This is a genomic window from Mesorhizobium sp. WSM4821, assembly GCF_055901555.1.
The window spans coordinates 6,837,406-6,860,438 of record NZ_CM148371.1; the positions used below are offsets into that span (position 1 = coordinate 6,837,406).

Consider the following 23,033-nt stretch of genomic DNA (forward strand, 5'->3'; position numbering starts at 1 on the left):
CGAGCGTACTGTTTTTACGCCCGAATTCCGATCCTCACCTATCAACGCGTCTCAAAAAATCGGCGAGCTTCTGGCTGCTTTCGCGGGGGCACTCCACCGTCGCCCAGTGTCCGCACCGATCGAGAGACGAGAATATGGCCCCCTTGATCCTGTCGGCAAGCGCCTGGCCGACGCTCATCGGGTTGACCGTGTCGGCGTCGCCGGTGACCAGCAAGGTCGGCGCCGAAATCCGTCTGCTGTCGACGGCTGTCGCCTTGGCCAGGGCTTCGCAGGTGCGGGCGTAGGATTCCGGATCCTGCCTGGTGATGGATTCGCGCACGAAGGCGACGGCTGCGGGCGAGGTTTGCCTGGTATGCGCCGACAGCGCATTGGCGACAATCTGGTCGGCGATGTCGGCGATACCGCCGGAGCGCGCAAGCCGCGCCCGGTTGGCAAGGCCTTGCCGCGTCGCCTCCGCCGGCTCGGCCAGTGCGCCGAACAGCGCCAGCGAACTCACCAGCGACGGCTGCGTTGCCGCAATCTGCTGGCAAACGATCGTGCCCATCGAATGGCCGACGAAATGGGCCCGCGTCACGCCGACGCCCTCCATTGCCCGTATGACGGCGTTGCTCATCGCCTCGATGGTGAGCGGTTCGAGCGGCCTTGCCGAGCGCCCGGAACCCGGCAGATCGAGGCGGATGACCCGGTAGGCCGAGAGCGCCTCCATCTGCGGCTGGAACATGTTCGACGTTCCACCGAGGCCGTGGATCATGACGACCGGGGGACCTTCGCCGGTGACTTCCGCAACAACCTGGCCGACGGTAACAGTCGTCATTGGACCCGCTCCACGATCCGGTTCTCCAGCGTGCCGATGCCGTCGATCTCGACCCGGACAAGGTCGCCGGCCTTGAGATATTTCGGCGGATCGAAGCCGATGCCGACGCCAACCGGCGTTCCGGTCGCGATGATGTCGCCCGGCTTCAAGGTGATGCCTTGCGACAGCGTCGAGATGATGGTTGGAATATCGAAGATGAGCAGCGATATTTTTGAGTTCTGGCGAAGGTCGTCATTGACGAAACAGCGCACCGAAGCGTTTTCCAGATCGAACTCGTCCTTGGTAATCGCCCACGGCCCCATCGGGCAAAACGTATCCTGCGACTTGCCGATCAGCCACTGGCTGTATTTTCCCTGCAGGTCGCGCGCGGTGACATCGTTGACGATGGTGTAGCCCCAGACGTGATCGTAAGCGTCCGCTTTCGAAATGCCGCGCCCACCTTTGCCGATGATGACGGCCAGTTCCGCCTCATAATCGATCGCTGTAGACACGGATGGGTCGATCAGCACGCTTGCATGCGTTGCAACGACCGATTCCGGAACTTTCGAGAAAATGATCGGGTGCTGCGGAATGGCGCCGGAACCGGCGCTTGAATCGAAACCGCTGCGCGCAAATTCATGCGCATGCTCGTAATAATTCTTGCCGACGCAGAAAATGTTGCGGGCAGGCAGCGGGATTGGCGCCTCGAGCTCGACCTGCGCCAACGGCAGCGGCGAAAGCGTCCGCGGCATCCCGGCCCCGTTCCGCCGCAACAGCGCCAACACTCCCGACAATGCCTGCTCGACGGGAATGTCGAAAGGAGCAACCGACTGGCTGTCGAGGTCGACAATTCCCACGCGACGTTCGCCTGCGATCGAAAATGTCGCGACCCTCATCCCGTCTCTCCCTGAACCTTTTATGAGCCAATAACCGCTCTTTCGTTACACGCTACTGCCGATTGGTTTAGGCTGCAAGAGCATTTTGTGAGATAATCCGGAGAAAGTCGACAGTTTTGCCGCCCGGATCTGTTCAGGCGCTAGACCAACTGTGCAGAGACTGATATTATTGGTCCAACATTGGATCAGATAAAGAGCGCTGCCGAATGCCCAAGCTCGTCGCCAACGACATCGCCGTCATGCTCAAGAAGCGGATTTCCTCCGGGGAATGGCTTGAGGACGGCCGGATGCCGCCCGAGCGCGACCTGGCGGTCGAATTCGGCGTGGCGCGCAATACAGTGCGTCGTGCCGTCGGTTTCCTGGAGGACGACGGCACGGTTGTGCGGCATGTCGGGCGCGGTACCTTCCTGACCGCAACCAATCCGGACTCCATCGCCGCGACCGTCGCGCGGATGGAGGGCACCAGCCCTGCCGACATGATGGAGATCAGGCAGTTGCTGGAACCGGCCGCGGCGGCCTTTGCCGCGACCAATGCCAGCATGGCGGAACTGAACGCGGTTCGTGAAGCCCATCAGACCGCATGCGAGGCCGAGGACATGCCGAACTTCGAACATTGGGACGCCGAGTTCCATCACCGCGTTTTCGCATGCTGCCGCAATGATTTCCTGAAAGAGATTCACAATCTCATGCGCACGATCCGCAACCAGTCGCCCTGGTTCGAAATGAAGAAACGTTCGTTTTCGGAGGAACGCCGGCAAACCTATTGCAGCGAGCATCAGACCATATTGGACGCATTGCTGCATCGTGATCCCGAAAGCGCCAACCAAGCGATGCTTGCCCACCTCAAAACGGTCGAACGCAACCTTCTTGGCCGGTAATTTCTGAAGGCCGTCCTTCTCCGCGCAAGTCCAGATAGCATTACCACGACCGAAGTCGACGGGGCCGAGCGACGAGGTACCGACTCCGGCCTGACGAATGCGACCGGCACGGTCCAGCATCAACAATGCAGAACCGGAATAGTAGCCGGAACGAACCAATGCCGACCGCCGGCACTGGTCGGCGCTTGGCGCGGCATCACATTATCTATTGCCGACAGCAAGAACGTTGAAAGCAGGCGGATGAGCGAACAAGGATTGATGTCGGAGCTGGAACGGTTGGTTTCCGAGGACCGGAACCCAAGGACGAGGGATATAGACCTGCTGCCGACCATCGATATCCTGCACAAGATCAATGACGAGGACAGCGGCGTTCCGGCCGCCATCGAGCAGGTCATCCCGGAAATCGCCGCCGCCGTAGACCGGATTGTGGGTGCTTTCCAAAAAGGCGCCCGGCTTGTCTATATGGGCGCCGGCACGAGCGGCCGGCTGGGGGTTCTCGACGCTACGGAGTGTCCGCCGACCTTCGGCGTGCCCGAGGGGATGGTGGTGGGCCTGATCGCTGGCGGTCCCGACGCGCTGGTGCGGGCAGCGGAAGGCGCCGAGGATGACCCCAAACAGGGCATGCAGGCCCTGCAGGACATCAAGTTGACTGCGGACGATGTGGTGATCGGCATCGCGGTCAGCGGGCGCACGCCCTATGTGGTCGGCGGCCTGACCTATGCAAGGCAGGTGGGAGCAGCCACCGTGGCGCTGTCCTGCAATCCCAGATCGGTCATCGCCGGCATGGCAGACATCGCCATCTCTCCGCTTGTCGGCCCCGAGGTTCTCGCCGGCTCGACCCGGCTGAAGTCAGGAACAGCGCAAAAGCTCGTCCTCAACATGCTGACGACCGCCAGCATGATCCGGATCGGCAAGAGCTATCAGAACCTTATGGTTGACCTTAACCCCAGCAACAGGAAGCTCCTCGCCAGGGCCGTCAGGATCGTGATGCAGACGACCGGTTGCTCAGCGCAACAGGCAAGACATGCATTGCACCAGACCGGCAATGACGTGAAGCTGGCAATACTGGTGACGATCACCGGCATGGGCGTGGAAGAGGCGCGCAAGGCACTCGGCAATGCGGGAGGGTTCCTGCGAAAGGCGATAGGCGAAAGGACGCTGTGAAGCCGGATAGCCCTACGAAGGCTCCTCCGGTGGCCGGTTATGCAGTCTACGATCGATCGGGCATACCGGCATTACCGGAACCGGGCTGTGGATCGACTTCGACAAACGCAGGGCGAGACCTTGCTCGTCAGCCGGATCCATCCGACACGTCATTTCAACCGCGGGATCGCAGCGCCTCGCCAATCGGTCGGCGATCCGTCAATGGAGCCTAGGAAATCGATCATGGAACCAATCTGGGCCGTCGGCCTGATGACCGGCACCGTCCTCGACGGCAATATCGACGTCGCGCTGATCAAGACCGACGGCGAGCGGATCGAGGATTTCGGCACCTACACGCTGGCGCCTTATCCGCAGTCGATCCGGACCCTGCTTGAGGAGACGCTGCGCCAGGCAAGAACCTGGAATTTCACCGGACCGGAGCCGGCGATCTTCCGCGAAGCCGAGGAAGCCCTGACTCGCGCCCAGTCGGCAGCCGTCAGGAACCTGGTCGAAAGCTACGGGCTTGCGATGGCCGATATCGGGGTGGTCGGCTTCCATGGCCAGACCGTGCTGCATCGTGCCCCGCAGGTCGGCCGGCTCGGCCAGACCCGCCAGCTCGGCGATGGTGCGTTGATGCATGCTATTCTGGGGACCAAGGTTGCCTACGACTTCCGCTCAGCCGACATGCGCGCCGGCGGGCAAGGGGCACCGCTGTCCGCCGCCTATCATGCTGCGTTGCTGCGCGAGGCCGACGCCAGCGGCGACACGGCGGTCCTCAATCTCGGCGGTGTCGGCAACATCACCTGGTGGGATGGCAAGGACAATGTCGTCGCTTTCGATACCGGACCGGCCAACGCGCCGCTCAACGATTTCGTCAAGGCGAAGGGGCTAGGCGAAATGGACCGCGACGGCGCGCTCGCGCGGACCGGCACCGTTGACGAAGCCAAGTTGGCCAAGCTCTTGCAGCATCCCTATCTGGCCAAGCCCTATCCAAAATCGCTGGACCGGTTCGATTTCGGCGCGGCCATGGCGGAGGGGATGAACGCTGAGGATGGCGCCGCACTGCTGACGGCATTCACCGTCGCCGCCGTCGGCAAGGCACTCGACCTGCTGCCGCGCCGGCCGAAGCGGCTGGTGGTCAGCGGTGGCGGCCGCCACAATCCGACGATCATGGCCATGCTTGCCAGCCGCGCCGGCGTCGAAGCCGTGCCGGCGGAGGCGCTCGGCTGGAAGGGTGACGCGGTGGAGGCGGAGTGCTTTGCCTTCCTTGCGGTTCGCGTGCTCAGGGGCCTGCCGATAAGCTTCCCGACCACCACCGGTGTGCCACAGCCGATGCGCGGCGGACGCCTTGCCGGCTGACTGATGCATATCGTCCAAAACTGCGCAGCGGTCCCTTCAGACGCGACGCGCTTTAAGCCAACAATTTCTTCTGCAGGAACACCCGGCTGCGGCCGACGGGAAAGTCGGGGAGAATGCCGGAGGGCCGATACCCCTGGCGCTCATAAGCCTTGACCGCCCTGGGATTGAACGTGTCGATCAAGGCGCCGTGGCAGCCGCGTGCGACGGCTTCCTGTTCGGCCGCGTCCAACATCCTGCCGGCCATGTGTTGGCCACGCAGTCGCTCGTCGACCCAGAGCCATTGCACATAGAGCCAGCCCCAGGCGGTGTATCCCGAGATGCCGGCGACAAGCGCACCGTGCTCGTCGCGCACGAACACGGCGAGCGCCTTCCTCCCGGCCGCACCGACGTCGCCGTCGTTGAACGCGCTGAGCCGTTCTCCCAGAAAAGCGATCTCCTTGGGCGAAGGGTCGGCGGTCGTTTCAAGCGTCGTGTTCATCGCATGTCCAGACAAGCTCGCGGCTGGATATCGGTATACAGCGCCGCGCGCCCGTCTGGACGCTGTGGCACTTTCAACTGCATTTATCGAAGGACAAGGACGGGGCGCAAGCTCTCCCGCCGCGTGGCTCAAGACGGCGCTTACGACAGTCCGCGGCTACACGGACCGCTGCGGACGCCACGCCGCCGCCGATGCCGCGACCAGCATGAGCAAGGCTGCGACGATCGCCGATGCCGCAAAACCAAAGCCGGAATAAAGCGGTCCGAAGGCCGTGGTGCCGCTAAACACCGCGAGATAGGTCACCGCGCTGTTCAAACCCATGATCGTGCCGCGCCGCGCCGGATCGAGCGCCGAGAGGCGCATCACCAGGACGTTCAGTCCAAAATGATTGGCAAGCCCCCAGACCGCGACCATCGCGATGGTCAGGCCAAAGCTGCCGCTTGATGCGGCAAGCGCGAGATAGACGACCGCGACGAGCAGATAGGCGAACGGCATGACGCGTCGCGCGCCCAGGCGATCGATCACACCGTCAAGAAGTGCCGCCATGCCGAAGCCTGCGCCATAGGCGAGCGCGGCCAGCCCGTTGGCACTGACCGGCTGTCCCAAGCCATTGTGAAGATGATCGCCAAGATAGCCATAGACGCCATAGAAGGCGGTCATGAAGGCGCCGCAGGCGATCAGAAGCGGCACTATGCCGGGCACGGCCAAGGCGCCGAGCGGCGTTGGCGCCGGGCCGCTTTTCCTGGCATCGCTCAGCGACGTCACCGTAAGGCCGGTCAACGCGAGCGCCGCAAGGACCGCGACCGCCGCGAAAACGGCGCGCCAATGCACCAGATCGGCAAGCACCGCCGACAATGAGACGCCGGCCACCATGCTGAGCGTCCATCCGGTCAGCACGACGCCTATCGTCCCGCTTTCGCGGCCAGGCGGCGCGATCGCAGCGGCGCTGGCATAGATTGCCGGCATGGCGACGCCGGCAGCAATGCCGGCGAGAAGCTGGGCCGCAACCAGCGCCGTCACCGTCGGCGCGGCGGCGCTGGCGACAAGCGCGACCGCCAGCAGCAGCAACGCGCCTTGCAGCATGCGGCGGGCGCCAAGCCGATCGATATAGCGCGCCAGGAACAAGGCGCTTGCCGATGTGCCAAGACCGAACGCGGCGGACGCGACCATGACGGCCGGCACGCTTGTCGCAAACGACGCGGCCACTGCCGGTGCTATCGGACCGAGAACCAGCGAGTTCGAGCCGATCACGGCGATGCATCCGGTCAGGAGATAGGCGAGCGCCGGGATAGGTGCCCTGGGCGTTGCGGCCAATGTTGCGACTTGATCACTGTTCGACATATGGCCATAATGGCCGTATTAAATTCTGTATCAATCAGGAATTTTAATATGGATGAAGAAACATATGGCATTCCGCAGAACAGGCCTGCTGCCCGCGATGTCGACGCAACCGACCGAAAGATATTAGGCGTTCTGGTCGATGACGCGACGGTCAGCTATGCCGAGCTCGGCGAGCGCATCGGCTTGTCGCCGCCGGCAGCCCATGAACGGGTGAAGCGCCTTCGGCGCAGCGGTGCCATCCGCAACACCGCGGCAATCATCGATCCCAAGGCGGTGCGCAAGCCGCTGCTTGCTTTCGTGCACATCGACACCAAGGGCTGGGGAAAGACACCCGAACTGATGGCGATTTCCGAGCATCCCGAAGTCGAGGAGATCCATTCGGTGGCGGGCGACACATGCATGCTGATCAAGGTCCGCACCGAAGACACTCGGGCGCTCGAAGGCCTGTTGTCGCGGCTGTACGAAACGCCTGGCGTCACCTCGACGCGAAGCTACGTGGTTCTGTCGACCTATCTCGAGCGGCCGGTGCAGCCCGGGATTACGACCGAATGGCCGACGCCCCGGCACATGGCCAAGCCGCTCTATTAGCCGGAGCGCGAGTCGGGACGGTGTCCAGCATCAACTCAATGAAACGGGATTGATGCCGGACAAGACGCCTTACTGAAGCTTCGCCCGCAGGGCGTTGACGTCATCCGTCGTCATTTCGCCGTCGGTGGTCACCTTGCCATCGACGATCTTCCAGAGCCGGAACGGGCCGGTGATGTCGCCATATTTGTCGAAAGCGACCGGACCGATGACGCCTTCGTAGCGGATCGGCTTGCCATCCTTGATCAGGCCGAGCGCCTTGGCGAACTCGTCCTTGCCGGCATGGATCGGCGTGCCGGCCGGATCGACGGCCTTGTAGATCGCGTCCTTGATCTTGGCCGGATCCTCGGAACCGGCAATGGCTATGGCCAAGCCGACGATGGCGCCGGCATCGTAGGAGCGGTCGGCCGCCGGGTTCGTCGGTTCGATGCCCGAAAACTCCTTGTAGTTCTTGGTGAAATACTCGGTCGATGCGGTCGGGCTGGTGCCCGACGAGGTGCCATAGGCGTCCTTTAGGTAATCGGCGCCGACGGATTCGATGAAGTCCGGGCTGTTCATGCCGTCATTGAGCAGGAATTTCGGGACACCGCCCTGCGAGATCCAGGTACGGGCGATGGTCGCGCCGTCGACAGGCGTGCTGACGAGATAAAGCCCGTCCGGCTCGCCGGCCATTGCCGCGGTGACTTCCGACGCATAGCTCGACTGCTTTTCATTGTAGGGCGTGTCGGAAACGATAGCGCCGCCGAGCGCCTTATAGGCGCGCGAGAATTCGGCCACCATGTTGACGCCGAAGTCGTTGTTGACGTGGATGACCGACAGCTTCTTGAAACCCTTGTCGATAGCGTATTTGGCGGCGGCGACGCCCTGCAGCGCATCCGAGGTGATAGTGCGGAAGAAGATGCCGTTGGTCTTGCCGTCGCGGCCGAGCGCCGTCAGCGTCGGCGAGGACGAAGCGGGCGACACCTGGACGATCTTGGCCGGCGCGGTGACTGAGGTCAGGATCGGAATCGACACCGAGGAGATAATGCCGCCGATGATCACCGGCACCTTCTTGACCTGCACGAGTTGGGTCGCGGCATCGACCGCGATGTTGCCCTGGCTCTGGCTGTCGCGAGTGTCGGTGGCGAGATCGCAACCGCGCACGCCGCCGGCGTCATTGATATCGCGGAAGGCCATTTCGACCGACTTGGCCCCCGCCTGGCCGTATTCGCCGGCCGGGCCGGTCAGTTCCATGACCAAGCCGACCGTGATCTTGCAATCGGCGGCTTGCGCTGCACCGGCCACGGTCATCAAAGCGAGAGCGGTGGTGATCCGAAGTATCGTCTTTGTCATTGTTGTTCCCCTTTCGTTACACGACTCTGAGTCAATTCATGTCTTGAGCCTGTTCAGCCTTCCGGCATCTGCAGCCAGGTTTCATGCAGATGTCGCCATTCGACGCCGTTGGGCGCCGATGAACTGGTGGTGAAAACGGCGCTCGAGCGACGGCGGCTGTGCTTGCCGGCGCGTTGCTGCGCCTCGACGTAGCAGACGACGATCGTATCGCCGGCCTGCCAGACGACCCGGATATCCTCGATGGCGATAGCGAAGTCGCTGTCAGAGCTGGCCCGGCTTGCCTTGATATGGTCGAGCACCGCGTTACGATCGAGGAGTTGGCCGTCCGGCGCGATCATCTCGAAGCTATCGCCCATGACGCGTTCGAAGCGGCTGAAATCCACCCTGTCGGCGCGCGCCGTGTCGAACCAGTCGACGAAGAAGCGATGCAGATCGACGATCTCGGCACTGGCGCGGGAAAACAGGGAGGGGTCGCCGCTCATATCCGACCTGCGTTCAGATTGTAGTGCATGATCGAGCCGTGGCGGCCGTGACGGTCGCGTTCCAGCGTATAGACGTCGCCCAGCGGTCCGCGACTTTGCGCGATTACGGCAGCGATCCGCGCCCGGTCCTCGGCATCGAGCGCGACGTCCATGATTTTGGCATTGGCAAGGGCGTGCGCCTGATTGCGGGCGCCGACGATGACGGCCGCCACTTGTGGCTGCTCCAGCACCCAGGCACTGGCGATGGTGGCGATGTCGACGCCATGGCGATCGGCGGCCGCATTCAGCGCCCTAAGCAACTCCTGGAAAAGCTCCCAGCCGCCGAAATCATCGATGATCAGCTTGTATTTGACCAGCGACCGGTTTTCGAGCGGCGTCTGCGGCTCGGCAGCATCGAGCCATCTTTCGCTCAGGAAGCCGCCCGCCACCGAACCGTAGCACATGAAACTGACGCCGTTCTGTCTGGCAAGTGCCGCAAGGCTGGTGGCCGGCCGCTGGTCGAGCACGGAGTATTGCAGCTGCTGGCTGACCAGTGGCACTCCTGCGGCCAATATCTCGGCCAAATGTGGCGTGTCGAAATTGGTGGTGCCGATGTTGCGCAGCTTGCCTTCCAGGCGAAGGTCATCGAGCCACCCCATCGCATCGACATAGCCTGGCAGCGCATAATCCCACCAGTGGAACTGCACGAGATCGAGCCGCTCGGTCTTCAGCCGCCGCAGCGACTGATCGACGATGCCCCTGACATAGTCGCGGCTGATGTTGGCAAGCCTTTCCAAGTCGGGCACCAGCTTGGTGTGAACTTTCATTTTGGCGGCGGCGTCAAGGCCGCGCTCGTTGGCAAGCCGCAGCCGCGCCGCGCCGATCAGCTCTTCGACACCGGTATAGATATCGGCGCAATCATAGGTCCTGATGCCGGCGTCGAAGGTGGCGATCAGATCGGTTACTGCCTGTTCGCAGTCGATCGCGCCATGCCCGCCGGCAAGCTGCCAGCCGCCGCGAATGACGCGCGAGATCGTGTAGCCGGGGCTGAGCTCGAAAGCCTTGGCGGTCATTTCTGGTCATTCTCCTTCGGCAGCGGCACCGCCGTGGTTTCGGCATGGCTGAACCGCCGCTTGCCCGTCCTGACGATCCTCAGCCGGCTGGCGCAATTCGGATCGGGACAGGCGATCTCGGCGTCCGACGTCATCCAGTCGTTCCTGTGGGTCGGGCGCTGCTTGGCCGCGAGCAGCGGCAGTACGGCTGATATCGAATAGATCGAGAATCCCTGTCCTGCCGGCATCGACAGCATCTCGCCCTTGAGCTCGAAATAATCGCCTGATTTGGCGCCGCAATAGATCGGCTTGCCCTCGGGGATAACCGCCTCGACGCGAAGGTCGAAGAGTTCGAAACTGTCGTCTGGTCCGGCCATTCAGATCTCCACCCGGGTGAAGGTGATTTCGCAGGCGCCGTTGCGGCGGATCACGCCGCAGGCGGCCGCAAACCGGTCGCGCTCCTCGGGACGCACCTGGGCGACCACGCTTCCGGCCAGCCAGCCGATCGGGAACAGCAGCCGCGCGCCCGCTCCATAAAACAGGCCGATGTCGAAAATCGGATTCGGATTGCCGCCCCACATGCGCGGCGGCACATAGGACAGCACGATATCGCCCGGCTGCGGCGTCAGCGTTGCATTCTCCGCCGACAAGGGCTTGGCATAGGCTTGGCCGTCCAGATCCGCTGATGGAACCGGGCAGGAGATTTCCGGCCCTGTCCACATCGCATGGATGCCGGCAACGACGCGCGGCTGCTCGAGATAAGCCAGCAGGAAGGCAGCGTTGTCGGGCGCCTTTTTCGGCAACAGCAGCGCCGTCACGGAAAGTTCCGAGCGCGGCTCGGTGATGCTAAAGGCAGGCGTCGTCATGCCCTCAATCCTTCCTTGCTTGCGGATTGAAGCTTGTCGCGCAGGAAGGCGAAGGGCCGGCTGATGTCGGCCACCAGCGCCTCGCGCGCTGCTTGCGCATCCTGCCTCGCGAGCGCTGCGACGATGCTGCGATGATAGTGGGCGGTATCGACCTCGCCGGCATCGGAAAAGGCGTAGATGGCAACGCGGATGCAGGGCCCGGATTGCAGCCACAGGCTCTCGATCATCGGGATCAGCACGGCGGAACCGCAGCAACGGTAGATCTCGAAGTGGAAGCTCTGGTTGAGCGTCGCCTCGCGGTCGATATCCTTCTTGTGCTTCAGCGCCCGCATCTCGTCCCACTCGCCGAGCATGGCCTCGACCGAAGCAATCTGGCGCGGGTTCATGCGGGTGGCGGCCAGCGCGATCGCTTCGCCTTCGATCAGGGAGCGGGCGCGCAGGAGATCGTCGATACGCTCCAGTGTGATCGGCGGTACGCGCACGGAGCGGTTGGGAAGCGCCTCCAGCGCCTTTTCGGTGATCAGCCGTCCCAGCGCCTCGCGCACCGGCATGGTGCTGGTGACCAGCGCGTCGGCGAGGCCACGAATGGTCAAAACCTGGCTCGGCTCGAAAAGGCCGCCGATCAAGGCGCGGCGCAGCTCCGCATAGACGCGATCCTGCACGGTCTCGCGGCCGACAGGCGTGAGCTGGGCCGCGATCACCTCATTGTTCTTTTCAATGACGGCCTTCTGCATGGCATCCCGGTCTTGGCCGTTTTCGGCTTGCGGAAGAAATTAAAGCCGAATAGCGTGATCAAAGCAAGTGTGATCACAAATCAATAACCAAAGGGCGGCGACGATCGCTTTCGGCCAGAGGGCTTAATGATTGACACGACCGCACGACAGCGGGCGGAAACCCGCACGCCGGTGCTGACGGCCAAAAATATCGTCAGGCGCTTCGGCGGCCTCGTCGCGGTCAACGATGTTTCGTTCGACGTCCGGCCGGGTGAAATACTCGGCCTTATCGGCCCCAACGGCGCCGGCAAGACGACGATGTTCGACCTGCTGGCCGGCAGCATCCTGCCGACCAGCGGCGAGATCCTGCTCAACGGCACACTCGTATCGGGAGAAGCAGCGCATCGCCGTATCGGCCGCGGCCTTGGCCGGACGTTCCAGATCCCCCGCCCTCTGCCCAACCTGACGCTGATCGAAAACGTCATGCTGGCCGCGCAGGGACAGGCCGGCGAAAGACTGCTCGCCAACTTCCTGATGCCCCGGCTGGTCGCCGCCGAAGAGCGGGCTGCCGAGACGAGAGCCATCGGGCTGCTCGAGCTCGTCAAGCTTGCCCACCTCGCACGCGAACCGGCGCGGGTGCTTTCCGGTGGCCAGCGCAAGCTGCTCGAACTCGCCCGCGTCATGATGGCCGACCCGGCGATCATCCTGCTCGACGAACCGGCGGCCGGTGTCAACGCGACGCTGCTCGAAGTCATCATCGATCGCATTCGCGACATCAACAGAAGCGGCATTACCTTCCTGCTGATCGAACACAATATCGACATGGTGACGCGGCTCTGCCATCGCGTGCTGGTCATGGCGAGCGGCCAGCTTCTGTGCGAAGGCACTCCGGACGAGGTGGCGCGCGATCCGCGCGTGATCGAGGCCTATCTTGGAGGCGCGGCATGAGCCAAACGGTTCTCGATGTCCGCAACCTCGAAGCCGGCTATGAGCCCGGCGTGCCGATCGTGCGCGGCGCCTCGATCACCGTCGACAAGAACGAGATCGTTGTCGTTCTCGGCCCCAACGGCGCCGGCAAGTCGACCTTGATCAAGGCGATCGCTGGCCTTGTCCCGATCACCGGCGGCACTGTCCTGCTGGACGGCAAGGACATCACCGCGGCGCCTGCCCACACCATGGTCCGCCTCGGCCTTGCCTTCGTGCCGCAGACCGAAAACATCTTCCCGCTGATGTCGGTCGAGGACAATCTGAAGGTCGCCTGCGGCATCCTGAAGCCGCGCGAGACCCCTGCCCGCATCGAGGAAATGTATGCGGCCTTTCCCGATCTCGCCCGTCAGCGCAACACCGCCGCCGGCAACCTTTCGGGCGGACAGCGGCAGATGCTGGCCGTCGCCCGGGCGTTGATCGTCCATCCCAAGGTGCTGGTGCTCGACGAACCGTCGGCAGGCCTGTCGCCGAAATTCGTGTCGATGGTCTTCGAGATGCTGGCCGGTATACGCATATCCGGCGTCACCATTCTCCTGGTCGAACAGAACGCCAAGGCGGCACTCGCCATCGGCGACCGCGCCTATGTGCTGGTCGAGGGCAAGGACCGGCACGAAGGCGTCGCCTCCGAGCTGTGGAACGATCCGGTCGTCGCCGAACTCTATCTTGGCCAGCGCCGCCTCGATCCTGAAGGAGACCGCCATTCCGGCAAGGCGGGTGCTGCATGAACCTGCAATTTGTCGTCGACGGATTGCTGGCGGGCTCGATGATCGGCCTCGGCGCCATCGGCGTGACGCTCACCTATTCGATCCTGCGCTTCTCGAACTTCGCGCATGGCGACTTCATGGCCTGGGGCGCCTATGCGACGCTCGCCGTCGTCGGCGCCATCGGCGCGATGTTCGGCACGGTCGCGCCGATGGCTCCCCTCTCCTTCGGTTGGCCGCTGGTCGCCGCGGTCGTCGTCGGCATGGCGATCACCGGCCTGCTGGCATTGCTGCTCGACATGGTGCTTTTCGCGCGGTTGCGGACGAAGGGTCACGCAATCATCGTGGTGATGGCGAGCTTCGGCGCCTCGATGGCGCTGAGAAGCCTCCTCGAATTCATCTTCACCTCGCGCCCGACTTACTTCAGCAGGGCCATCCAGATCGCCATGCCGGTCGGCTTCGGCATCCGCATCACCCCCGATCAGATCGCGCTGCTTTTGCTGACCGCCGTTCTCGTGCTTGGCGTGCATCTGTTGATGACGCGCACGCAGACCGGCCGTTCGATGCAGGCACTGAGCCAGAACGCGGCATTGGCGCGCATTGTTGGCATCGACGTCGCCAGGGTCGTGCGCGTCACCTGGATTGTCGGCGGGGCGCTTGCCTGCGTCGCCGGCGTCATGATCGGCATTCTCATCCAGATCCGCCCATTCATGGGTTTCGACATGCTGCTGCCGATGTTCGCGGCCGCTATCCTCGGCGGCATCGGCAGCGTGCCCGGCGCCGTTCTCGGCGGATTGATCATCGGCATGGCCGAAGCGGGCGCGGTGCAGCTGATCGGCGCCGAATGGCGCGCCGCTGTCTCTTTCATCATCCTGATGACCGTGCTGTTCGTGCGGCCTATCGGCCTTTTCGGAGTGAGAGAACGCTGATGGATCTGCTCGGCTACGGCGCTTTTTTCCTGACGACCGCGCTGATCTTTTCGCTCGTCACGCTCGGGCTCAATCTGCAATGGGGGCTCACCGGGCTTTTCAATGTCGGGCTCGCCGGCTTCGTCGCCATCGGCGCCTACACCTCGGCGCTGCTGACCACGCCCGACGATGCCGCGCGCCTCGGCGGCTTCGACCTGCCGATCCTTGCCGGCTGGCTCGGCGCCATGCTGGTAGGCGGCATCGCCGCCGCGATCACTGGCATCGCCACGCTGCGCCTGAGATCGGACTATCTGGCGATCACCACCTTTGGCGTCGCCGTCGTCGTGCAACTGGTGGCGCTCAACGCCCAGAAGCTGACCGGCGGGCCGTTCGGCATCGGCTTCATTCCGCGTCCTTTCGGCGGCCTTGCCGAAACGCCGTTGCTGTTCAACCTGTCGAACCTGGCCGTCGTCTCGGTGGTGACGCTGATCGTCTATCTCGGGCTGGAGCATCTGTCGCGCAGCCCGTGGGGACGCGTATTGAAGGCGCTTCGCGAGGATGAGCGGGCGGCGATATCCCTGGGCAAAAGCGCCCGTTTTTACCGCGTCCAGGCCTTTGCCCTCGGCGGTGGCATCATGGCGCTGGCCGGCGCCCTGCAGGCGCATTTCACAGGCTTCATCGCGCCCGACAATTATCTGCCGATCCTGACCTTCCAGGTCTGGGTGATGCTGATCGTCGGCGGCTCGGGCAGCAACAAGGGCGCCGTCGTCGGCAGCATCCTGGTCTGGGCGATATGGGCCGGATCGGGAAGCGTTACCAGTGTGCTGTTCCCGCCCGATCAGCAGGCCCGCGCCGCCTCGCTACAGATCGTCGCCATCGGCGTGATGCTGTGCATCATCCTTCTGGTCAGACCGAACGGCCTGTTTGGCGACAGGCCTCGGCGTCCAAGGTTCGGCAAGCGTGCCAAAGTGGCTACGGGTGAGAGCGGAACAACGTCATGATCGGCGCTGCCGGGCCTCCCGGCCTTTCCCTCTGGCACGCCGTCGGCCGCAATCGCGGCGAACGGCCCGCCCTTGAACGCGCGCTCGATGTCGATCTGGCAATTGTCGGCAGCGGATTTTCGGGCCTTTCAACCGCGCTGCACACCGCCGAAAAAGGCATCTCGGTCGCCGTCCTCGAAGCGGAAATCATCGCCTGGGGCGCAACCGGCAGGAATGCCGGCTTCATCGTGCCGAATTTCGCGAAAAGAGACCCCAACGATATCATTGCCCAGCTCGGCCCAGAGCGCGGCGAACGCCTTGTCGATTTCGCGGCCAGCAGCGCCGACCTCGTCTTCGACCTTATCAGGCGGCACGGCATCGAATGCGATGCCGTCCAGAGCGGATGGATACAACCGGCCCATTCACAGGCCGCTTTGGAAAAGACCAGATCGCGCGCCGAGCAATGGGCAAGGCGCGGGAAACCGACCGTTGCGCTGGACAGGCAGGCGATCGAGGAACTGACCGGCATTCGCGCCTATACCGGCGGCTGGATGGACCGGTCGGGCGGCGTCCTCAATCCGGTCGAATATGCACGCGGGCTCGCTGACGCCGCGGAGAAGGCCGGCGCACGCCTCTTCGAGCATACGCATGTTGCATCGATCGATCGCATGGCGGATGGCTGGACTTTGAAAACGGCCTCGGGCTCGGTGCGCGCCGGAAAGGTGCTGATCGCCACCAACGCCTATGGCGGGAAGCTGCACCGCACGCTGCAGCGAACCTATTTCCCGCTAAAAATCTTCCAGATCGCGACGGCGCCGCTGCCGCGCGAAATACGCACCCGCCTGCTTCCCGGCGGACAGGGCGTCGGCGACACCAGGCGCAATCTTTTCACCTTTCGCTTCGACAGCGAAAACCGGCTGATAACCGGCGGCATGCATAGTCTTGGTCCGGGCGCCGACGCCCGTGTGCCGCAGGCAATCCGGCGACGACTTGCCAGGCATCTCGAGCTTCCCGAACTGCCGCCGCTTGAATATAGTTGGTCGGGAATGGCCGCCGTCGAGCCCGATTTCCTGCCGCACCTCGTCGATCTCGGGCCAGGCCTGATCGCGGGCTTTGCCTGCAACGGGCGCGGCATCGCCATGACCATAGCCATGGGCAAGGTGCTTGCGGATTGGGCTGGTGGAGCGAAGCCTCAGGATTTACCGCTTCCGTTTGCGCCGCCGTCGCCCATCCCGTTCCACGGCCTGATGCGGCATGCGCCAAACGTGCTGCTTCCCCTAAGCATCCTGCGCGACCGGCTGGATGAGGGGCGCTAGTGCATGTCGCCCAAAAGTGCGGAGCGGTTTTTGGGGCAACGACATGCGTAAACAGAGATTGCGCCTCAACCAAGCTCCAGGGTCGTTATCGCAAAGACGCCGGACTGCGCGAACTGCGGCGCCTTTCCCTTATACATCCGCGCCGTTTCAAAGCCCGGTTGAAGCCCAGCCGACATCAGCCGGGCTGCAAAGTCCTCGCTGGTCTCGGGAACGTCGATATGAATGTTTCCGGATCCGGAGGCGCTGGCGAGCGCCGCGAAAAGACGGCTTGCCGCGTCGAGGCTGTCGGAAAAGAGTGGACCGATCTTGCAACCGTCCCTGCATCGGCGCGCGACGCCATATCCCTCGATTGCGCCGTCCCTGACGATCGCTAGCGCCATATGCGGCGGGCGCAGCCAGTGCTCCAGGAACAACCGCCTCGGAGCGGGAAAGAACCGGCTGTCGTAGTCCAGGACATCCGCCATGAGTTCCGGTTCTATGGCGCGGAGGTCGCTGCCGGCGCCTGCCGGAACATCCGGCGATCCGACGAACCGGATCGTCCGATAGGCCGGCGCAAAACCCATGCTGCGGTAATTGGCCTGCTGTTCGACGACGCCATCGAGGCCGATCGTGCGGTTGCCGAGCCGCGCCATGCCGGCATCCCAAACCGCCTTGCCATGGCCCTCGCTGCGCCTGTCCGGCCGACAGATATAGAGGCCAACGAAGCCGAAATCGTCGCCATAGGCGACGGCCGAAATACCGGCCACCATCTCGCCACCGACAAGGGCACCGATGAAGCCCTGGGGATCCGCTGCCTGGAACGCTGCGGCATCGCCGAGGCCGGGGTTCCAGCCCTCCGCTGCCGCCCAGTCGACAAGGGTTTCCACTTCGTCAAGTGCGAGCGTTCTGATCGTTCGGGGCATTGCGATCACTCGGCGGCAACAGGTCCGGGGGCGAAGGATTTCAATGCGCCACGATAAGGCTTTGCCAGTGGGCTTGCATAGGCACCGCGCTTGGATGTCGACAGGCCAAGCGCGATCAAGGCCTCGGCCTGCTTGACCGCCGCGCCGACACCATCGATGACCGGAACGCCGAATTCCCGCTGCAGCTCGGCCGCAAGGTCGGCCATGCCGGCGCAGCCGAGCACGATGGCCTCGGCGTGATCCTCCTCGAGGGCGCGCGCGATCTCGTTCCGCAGCTTCAGGAGCGCGTCCGATGCCGGATCTTCGAGGGCAAGGACCGGGATATCGGCAGCGCGCACGCGCGCCCGCGCAGCCATGCCATAGCGCTGCGCCAGCCCTTCGACCGGCACGCGCGAGCGTTCGGTCGTGGTGACGACGGTGAAGCGCTGCGCGATGAACGAGGCCGTGCTGAGCGCCGCCTCGCAAATGCCGATGACCGGAATGTTGGCCATGGCGCGCGCGGCGTCGAGGCCGGTGTCGTCGAAACAGGCGATGATCGTGGCCCGCGCACCTGAGCGCTCGCCAGCGGCGATCTCGACCAGCAAGCCCGGCACGGCAAGCGCCTCGTCATAATAGCCTTCGATCGAAACCGGACCCATGGACGAGGTGACGGCGACGATTTCCGTTCCGGCGCCGGCCACGAGCCGCGCCGCTGCTGCGATGGTTTCGGTCATGCTGGCGGTGGTGTTCGGATTGACAACGAGGATCTGCACTGCGGTTCTCATGCACGCGCCCGGCGGCGGCCGACATAGACGATTGCGCCGAGCGTCAGCAGGATCACCAGGAAGGAAAACACGGTGGTCACGGTGCCCAGCGCATAGAGAACCGGCGTCGTGACATTCGTCGTCATGCCGTAGATTTCGAGCGGCAGCGTGTTGAAGGTGCCTGAGGTCATCAGCGTGCGGGCGAACTCGTCATAAGACAGGGTGAAACCGAACAGGCCGACACCGATCAGGCTGGGTGCGATCATCGGCAGGACGACATGCGCGAATGTCTGCCAGGAGGTCGCGCCCAAGTCCCGCGCGGCCTCCTCATAGGCCGGCGAAAACCGGTTGAAGACGGCGAACATGATCAGCACGCCGAAAGGCAAGGTCCACGTCAGATGAGCGCCGAAGGCGGAGGTGTACCAAGCGGGGCGAAAGCCGATCTGCTGGAAGACGACGCCGATGCCGAGCGAGATGATGATCGAGGGCACGACCAGGCTGGCGACGGCCAGATAGAACAATGCGGTGGCGCCGCGAAATTTTCGGCGGAAGGCAAGACCGGCAAGCAGCGACACCACAACGGTCACTATCATCACCATCAGGCCGAGAATGAAGGAACGTTTGAAACTGCCGCCGAAATCGCCGACCGCCTGGCGCTCGAACAGATTGCCGAACCAATGCAACGACACGCCGTTCAGCGGGAACGTCAGCCCGCCATTCTCGCCCTGGAAGGAGAGGATCAGGATCGCCGAAAGCGGGCCGTAGAGGAACAGTACGAAAACGGCGAAGAAGGCCGCCAGCACGTAGAATTCGAGGGTGCGCTTGTCGTGGCTCATCGCCTCACAACTCCTTGCGGATGTCGACGATGCGCAGGATGCCGGCGACCATCAGCAGCACCAGCACCAGGAGCACAACGGCATTGGCGGCCGCCGCCGGATATTGCAGCAGCGACATCTGGTTCTTCATCATCAAAGCGACGGAGGCGCTTTGCCCGCCGGACATCACCTGCACGGTCGAAAAGTCGGCCATCACCAGCGTGACGACGAAGATGGTGCCGATCGCCATGCCGGGCTTGGCGAGCGGGATGATGACGTTCCACAGGATCTGCCAGCCGGATGCGCCGGCATCGCGCGCGGCCTCGACCAGCGACTTGTCGATGCGCATCAGCGTGTTGAAGATCGGCGTCACCATGAACAGCGTGTAGAGATGCACCATGGCCAGCACCACGGCGAATTCCGAATAGAGCAGCCATTCGATCGGCTTCGGGACCAGTCCGACCTGAACCAGCGTCGAGTTGACCAGGCCATTGCGGCCAAGCACCGGAATCCACGAGATCATGCGGATGATGTTGGAGGTCAGGAACGGCACGGTGCAGACCAGAAACAGCACCATCTGCATGGCGGTGGTCCTGATATGGAAGGCGAGGAAATAGGCGACCCAAAAACCGATGAACAGCGTCAGCGCCCAGACGATACCAGCGTATTTCAGCGTGTTCAGATAGGTTTTCCAGGTGACCCAGGAGCCGAGCGTGTCTGAGTAGTTGGTCGTCAGGAAATCCGGATACATCGCTGCAAAATCATAATCCCAGAAGGAGACCACGGCGATCATCAGGATCGGCAGCAGAAGGAATGCGCCGAGGATCAGGGCGAGAGGTGTTGCCTGGAGGTAGGGCGCGAGGCCGGCCAAGGACGGGCTGCGTCTGGCTGGCTTTGCGGATCTGGATTGTTCGAGTGCGGCTGCCATGAACATCTCGATGAAAGTCGGCGATGCGGCTGAGGCCGCCTTTCCTTCTCCCCTGTGGGAGAAAGGTGGATTGGCGCGCAGCGCCAAGACGGATGAGGGGGTGCTGGAAGAAACTCAGCGTTGGCGATCCGTCCAACACCCCTCATCCGACCGAGCTTCGCTCGGTCACCTTCTCCCACAGGGGGAGAAGGCAAGAGGGCGCTACGCCGCGATGAATTCGTTCCAGCGCCTTACCATATAGCGGTCCTCGTCCATGACCGAGTTCCAGCAGGCGACCTTGCCCATGCGGTCGACGAAGGAGCCGCCGTCGCGTATGGCGCCGGCCTTCTCCATGACCTTGCCTTCGGGCGACAGGATATCGCCCTTGGCCGGCTTGCCTTCGATCCAAAAACCCCATTCGTCTTCCGACATGAAGTCTTTCGCGGTCTCCATCGCGGCCGAATAATAGCCCTGGCGATTGAGGTAGCCGCCAACCCAACCGGACGTGTACCAATTGATGTATTCATAGGCGGCGTCCAGCTGCGCGCCCGACAGGTGCGAGGCGAGGCCGAGACCGCCGCCCCATGCGCGATAGCCTTCCTTGAGCGGCTGGTATTTGCAGGCGATGCCCTTGGAGCGCACCGCCGCGACCGCCGGCGACCACATCGACTGGATGACCACTTCTCCCGATGCCATCAGGTTGACGCTCTCGTCGAACGATTTCCAGAACGCACGGAACTGGCCGTCCTGCTTGGCCTTGATCAGGAAGTCGATCGTCTTGTCGATCTCCTCCTTGGTCATATTGCCCTTGTCGGCGTATTTGATGTTGCCCATGGCTTCCATGATCATCGCCGCATCCATGATGCCGATCGACGGGATGTTGAGGATGGCGGCCTTACCCTTGAAGGCCGGATCCATGATGTCGGCCCAGGTGGTGATGTCGCGGCCGACAAGATCGGGGCGGATGCCGAGCGTATCGGCATTGTAGATGGTCGGAACCATCGTCATCCACTGGGTCGGTTCCTTGGCGAAGGTTTTGGCGTCCTGCGCCTCGACGAATCCAACCGTATGCGGCGCGGTGCCCTGGGCGATGACGCTGTCGGGCGTCAGCTTGCCGTTGATGAAAAGTGGTACGATCTTGTCGTAATATTTCAGCTTCTTGACATCCATCGGCTGCATCACGCCGGAGGGATAGACCTTCTTGGCGATCCAGTATTCGATGTCGGCGATGTCGTAGCTGTCCGGCTGGGTCACCGCGCGCTGAGCGGCGGCGTCGGAATCGGTCGCCGTCATCTCCAGCGTGATGCCGAGATCGACCTTGCACTTGTCGGCGATGGCGTTGAGGTTCGACACGCCGGTGCCGAACTGGCGCAATGTGATGTTGGATTGCGCCCAGATGGTCGGGAAGCCCGATATGACGCCGGAGCCGGCGGCAAGACCGACGGCGGCAGCACCTGTCTTGAGCAGCGATCGGCGGGAAATTCCTGTTTTCTTGCCGGTGGTATTGGTCATGTCAGTTCCCCTTTTTTGATTGGTTGTTCTGGTTCAGGAATCGAGACGGCCAAGGACGCTCGCGTCTTCGGGGTCCCAGGCGATCGGCACCGCGTCGCCGACGGCAACCGGCTTGGCGAAGAAGCTGGTGTCGTCGACGATCACCGTGAAATCCTCGATGCCGGCGCCATTGAGCGAGAGCTTCACGGTCGAGCCACGGTATTCGACGTTGGAGGCGATGCCGGTGAAGCCCAGCCCCGCGGCCGGCGCTTCGCCGATCCGCACATGGTCGGTGCGAATGGCGATGTCGATCGGCTCACCGACCGCCCTGCCCTGCCCGTTGGCTGCAAGCGAGACGCCACCCGGAACATCGAAAACAACCATGCCGTCGCGGCTGCCGCTGACGCGGCCGGAGACGACGTTGTGGTCGCCCATGAAGCGGGCGACGAACGCGGTGGCCGGCCGCTCGAAAACGATGCGCGGATGCGCCGCCTGCTCGATGCGGCCGTCGTTCATCACCACGATCAGGTCGGCCAGCGCCATGGCCTCTTCCTGGCTGTGGGTGACGTGGACGAAGGTGATGCCGAGCGATGTCTGCAGCTTCTTCAGCTCCGCCCGCATGCGGATCTTCAGGAACGGATCGAGTGCCGAAAGCGGCTCGTCGAGCAGCAGCGCCTCGGGGTTGGTGATCAGTGCGCGGGCCAAGGCGACGCGCTGCTGCTGTCCGCCCGAGAGCTGCGCCGGGCGGCGGCCGGCATAGGCTTCCATCTGCATCAGCTTCAGCATGTCGAGCGCCTTGGCGCGGCGCTCCTCCTTGCCGACACCCTTCATCTTGAGGCTGAATGCGACATTGTCGATCAGGTCGAGATGCGGAAACAGCGCATAGGACTGGAACATCATGGCGGTGCCGCGCCGGGCCGGCGGCAGGTCGGTGACCACAATATTGCCCAGACGCACGTCGCCGCTCGATATGCTCTCGTGCCCGGCGATCATGCGCAGCGTCGAGGTCTTGCCGCAGCCGGACGGCCCGAGCAGGCAGCAATAGGTTCCCGCGGGGATTTTCAAGCTGATGTCTTCGACGGCGGTCGTTGCGCCATAGATTTTCGAAACGGACACGATGTCGATTTCGGCGGCCTTGGACATCCAGCTTCCCCTTTGGTCGGGATTAACCAAAGCATCATGCGTGCCAGTTGCGTGCCGCTGCCTCAACCAATTGAATTCTTGTCAAAATCAGCACCGCAAGCCGATGCCTGCCCAAGCGGCAGTCTCGTGCGATGCGCAAATTATGGGCAATTGTTGCGGATCGCCGCAAAAATCGTATGCAATATTTTCTGTCTCTGTATTCAATTTGGCTCTCGTGCAAGCGCCCCGATTCAGGGTAGAAAG

25 protein-coding genes and 1 pseudogene are annotated in these 23,033 nt (G+C 63.2%); 10 read left to right on the forward strand and 16 right to left on the reverse strand.

Going from position 1 to position 23,033, the window contains the following annotated elements; all coding sequences use genetic code 11:
* Positions 1-34 precede the first annotated feature (34 nt).
* Positions 35-814: an alpha/beta fold hydrolase gene (locus AC0NID_RS33320; protein WP_473456547.1), complete on the reverse strand. Its 780-nt coding sequence runs from the start codon at positions 812-814 to the stop codon at positions 35-37.
* Positions 811-1,689: a fumarylacetoacetate hydrolase family protein gene (locus AC0NID_RS33325; RefSeq protein WP_473456546.1), complete on the reverse strand. Its 879-nt coding sequence runs from the start codon at positions 1,687-1,689 to the stop codon at positions 811-813. Before AC0NID_RS33325 ends, AC0NID_RS33320 begins: the two co-directional genes overlap by 4 nt.
* A gap of 206 nt (positions 1,690-1,895) precedes the next feature.
* Between AC0NID_RS33325 and AC0NID_RS33330 the strand changes: the two genes are divergently transcribed.
* The 4 genes and pseudogenes from AC0NID_RS33330 to AC0NID_RS33345 all read left to right on the forward strand — a co-directional run bounded on the left by AC0NID_RS33330 (position 1,896) and on the right by AC0NID_RS33345 (position 5,069).
* Positions 1,896-2,567, forward strand: coding sequence for a FadR/GntR family transcriptional regulator (locus tag AC0NID_RS33330; RefSeq protein WP_145713435.1), 672 nt, complete (start codon positions 1,896-1,898; stop codon positions 2,565-2,567).
* Positions 2,568-2,807: 240 nt separating this feature from the next.
* Positions 2,808-3,731 (forward strand): N-acetylmuramic acid 6-phosphate etherase, encoded by a 924-nt coding sequence (gene murQ / locus AC0NID_RS33335; RefSeq protein ID WP_473456545.1) that lies wholly within the window; start codon positions 2,808-2,810, stop codon positions 3,729-3,731.
* 10 nt (positions 3,732-3,741) lie between these two features.
* Positions 3,742-3,926, forward strand: a pseudogene (locus tag AC0NID_RS33340) (esterase); the annotation flags it as partial.
* A gap of 27 nt (positions 3,927-3,953) precedes the next feature.
* A complete protein-coding gene (locus AC0NID_RS33345) occupies positions 3,954-5,069 on the forward strand; it encodes an anhydro-N-acetylmuramic acid kinase (protein ID WP_473456543.1) in 1,116 nt (371 codons plus the stop codon).
* Positions 5,070-5,121: 52 nt separating this feature from the next.
* Here the strand turns inward: AC0NID_RS33345 and AC0NID_RS33350 are convergent, their stop codons facing one another.
* Together AC0NID_RS33350 and AC0NID_RS33355 are read right to left on the reverse strand one after the other, a co-directional pair.
* Positions 5,122-5,547, reverse strand: a complete 426-nt coding sequence (locus AC0NID_RS33350) for a GNAT family N-acetyltransferase (protein WP_473456542.1) — start codon at positions 5,545-5,547, stop codon at positions 5,122-5,124.
* 156 nt (positions 5,548-5,703) lie between these two features.
* Positions 5,704-6,888 carry an MFS transporter gene (locus AC0NID_RS33355; protein WP_473456541.1) on the reverse strand — a complete coding sequence of 395 codons (1,185 nt, stop codon included), beginning with the start codon at positions 6,886-6,888 and terminating at the stop codon, positions 5,704-5,706.
* Positions 6,889-6,936: 48 nt separating this feature from the next.
* Here AC0NID_RS33355 and AC0NID_RS33360 point away from each other — a divergent pair, with 48 nt between their 5' ends.
* Positions 6,937-7,476 (forward strand): Lrp/AsnC family transcriptional regulator, encoded by a 540-nt coding sequence (locus AC0NID_RS33360; protein ID WP_473456540.1) that lies wholly within the window; start codon positions 6,937-6,939, stop codon positions 7,474-7,476.
* A gap of 69 nt (positions 7,477-7,545) precedes the next feature.
* Here the strand turns inward: AC0NID_RS33360 and AC0NID_RS33365 are convergent, their stop codons facing one another.
* The 6 genes from AC0NID_RS33365 to AC0NID_RS33390 are packed head-to-tail and all read right to left on the reverse strand — an operon-like array spanning position 7,546 to position 11,918.
* On the reverse strand, positions 7,546-8,805 hold the full coding sequence (locus AC0NID_RS33365) for an ABC transporter substrate-binding protein (protein ID WP_473456539.1): 1,260 nt from the start codon (positions 8,803-8,805) through the stop codon (positions 7,546-7,548).
* A 53-nt stretch (positions 8,806-8,858) separates the two neighbouring features.
* Positions 8,859-9,287, reverse strand: a complete 429-nt coding sequence (locus AC0NID_RS33370; protein WP_473456537.1) for a DUF4440 domain-containing protein — start codon at positions 9,285-9,287, stop codon at positions 8,859-8,861.
* Positions 9,284-10,339 (reverse strand): aldo/keto reductase, encoded by a 1,056-nt coding sequence (locus AC0NID_RS33375; RefSeq protein ID WP_473456536.1) that lies wholly within the window; start codon positions 10,337-10,339, stop codon positions 9,284-9,286. The genes AC0NID_RS33370 and AC0NID_RS33375 overlap by 4 nt, the downstream gene beginning before the upstream one ends.
* The gene (locus AC0NID_RS33380; protein ID WP_473456535.1) at positions 10,336-10,695 is read right to left on the reverse strand and encodes a TIGR04076 family protein; all 360 of its coding nucleotides are present in this window, start codon (positions 10,693-10,695) and stop codon (positions 10,336-10,338) included. The genes AC0NID_RS33375 and AC0NID_RS33380 overlap by 4 nt, the downstream gene beginning before the upstream one ends.
* Positions 10,696-11,184 carry a DUF3830 family protein gene (locus tag AC0NID_RS33385; protein ID WP_473456534.1) on the reverse strand — a complete coding sequence of 163 codons (489 nt, stop codon included), beginning with the start codon at positions 11,182-11,184 and terminating at the stop codon, positions 10,696-10,698.
* Positions 11,181-11,918, reverse strand: coding sequence for a GntR family transcriptional regulator (locus AC0NID_RS33390; RefSeq protein WP_473456533.1), 738 nt, complete (start codon positions 11,916-11,918; stop codon positions 11,181-11,183). The genes AC0NID_RS33385 and AC0NID_RS33390 overlap by 4 nt, the downstream gene beginning before the upstream one ends.
* A 126-nt stretch (positions 11,919-12,044) precedes the next feature.
* Between AC0NID_RS33390 and AC0NID_RS33395 the strand changes: the two genes are divergently transcribed.
* The 5 genes from AC0NID_RS33395 to AC0NID_RS33415 are packed head-to-tail and all read left to right on the forward strand — an operon-like array spanning position 12,045 to position 16,789.
* A complete protein-coding gene (locus tag AC0NID_RS33395; protein ID WP_473456532.1) occupies positions 12,045-12,845 on the forward strand; it encodes an ABC transporter ATP-binding protein in 801 nt (266 codons plus the stop codon).
* On the forward strand, positions 12,842-13,609 hold the full coding sequence (locus AC0NID_RS33400) for a branched-chain amino acid ABC transporter ATP-binding protein (protein ID WP_473456531.1): 768 nt from the start codon (positions 12,842-12,844) through the stop codon (positions 13,607-13,609). Before AC0NID_RS33395 ends, AC0NID_RS33400 begins: the two co-directional genes overlap by 4 nt.
* Positions 13,606-14,514, forward strand: a complete 909-nt coding sequence (locus AC0NID_RS33405) for a branched-chain amino acid ABC transporter permease (RefSeq protein WP_473456530.1) — start codon at positions 13,606-13,608, stop codon at positions 14,512-14,514. Before AC0NID_RS33400 ends, AC0NID_RS33405 begins: the two co-directional genes overlap by 4 nt.
* Entirely contained in the window at positions 14,511-15,494 is a 984-nt protein-coding gene (locus AC0NID_RS33410; RefSeq protein WP_473456623.1) for a branched-chain amino acid ABC transporter permease, read from the forward strand. The genes AC0NID_RS33405 and AC0NID_RS33410 overlap by 4 nt, the downstream gene beginning before the upstream one ends.
* Positions 15,491-16,789: an NAD(P)/FAD-dependent oxidoreductase gene (locus AC0NID_RS33415; protein ID WP_473456529.1), complete on the forward strand. Its 1,299-nt coding sequence runs from the start codon at positions 15,491-15,493 to the stop codon at positions 16,787-16,789. Before AC0NID_RS33410 ends, AC0NID_RS33415 begins: the two co-directional genes overlap by 4 nt.
* 65 nt (positions 16,790-16,854) lie before the next feature.
* Here AC0NID_RS33415 and AC0NID_RS33420 read toward each other — a convergent pair whose 3' ends face one another.
* The 6 genes from AC0NID_RS33420 to AC0NID_RS33445 all read right to left on the reverse strand — a co-directional run bounded on the left by AC0NID_RS33420 (position 16,855) and on the right by AC0NID_RS33445 (position 22,790).
* A complete protein-coding gene (locus AC0NID_RS33420) occupies positions 16,855-17,691 on the reverse strand; it encodes a GNAT family N-acetyltransferase (protein ID WP_473456528.1) in 837 nt (278 codons plus the stop codon).
* Positions 17,692-17,696: 5 nt separating this feature from the next.
* Positions 17,697-18,443: an aspartate/glutamate racemase family protein gene (locus tag AC0NID_RS33425; RefSeq protein ID WP_473456527.1), complete on the reverse strand. Its 747-nt coding sequence runs from the start codon at positions 18,441-18,443 to the stop codon at positions 17,697-17,699.
* Positions 18,444-18,451: 8 nt separating this feature from the next.
* A complete protein-coding gene (locus AC0NID_RS33430; protein WP_473456525.1) occupies positions 18,452-19,270 on the reverse strand; it encodes an ABC transporter permease in 819 nt (272 codons plus the stop codon).
* A gap of 4 nt (positions 19,271-19,274) precedes the next feature.
* Positions 19,275-20,177 (reverse strand): ABC transporter permease, encoded by a 903-nt coding sequence (locus AC0NID_RS33435; protein ID WP_473456524.1) that lies wholly within the window; start codon positions 20,175-20,177, stop codon positions 19,275-19,277.
* 201 nt (positions 20,178-20,378) lie between these two features.
* Positions 20,379-21,668 carry an ABC transporter substrate-binding protein gene (locus AC0NID_RS33440; protein WP_473456522.1) on the reverse strand — a complete coding sequence of 430 codons (1,290 nt, stop codon included), beginning with the start codon at positions 21,666-21,668 and terminating at the stop codon, positions 20,379-20,381.
* Positions 21,669-21,701: 33 nt separating this feature from the next.
* Complete coding sequence (locus AC0NID_RS33445) at positions 21,702-22,790, reverse strand: ABC transporter ATP-binding protein (RefSeq protein ID WP_473456521.1); 1,089 nt, start codon at positions 22,788-22,790, stop codon at positions 21,702-21,704.
* Positions 22,791-23,033: the final 243 nt, after the last annotated feature.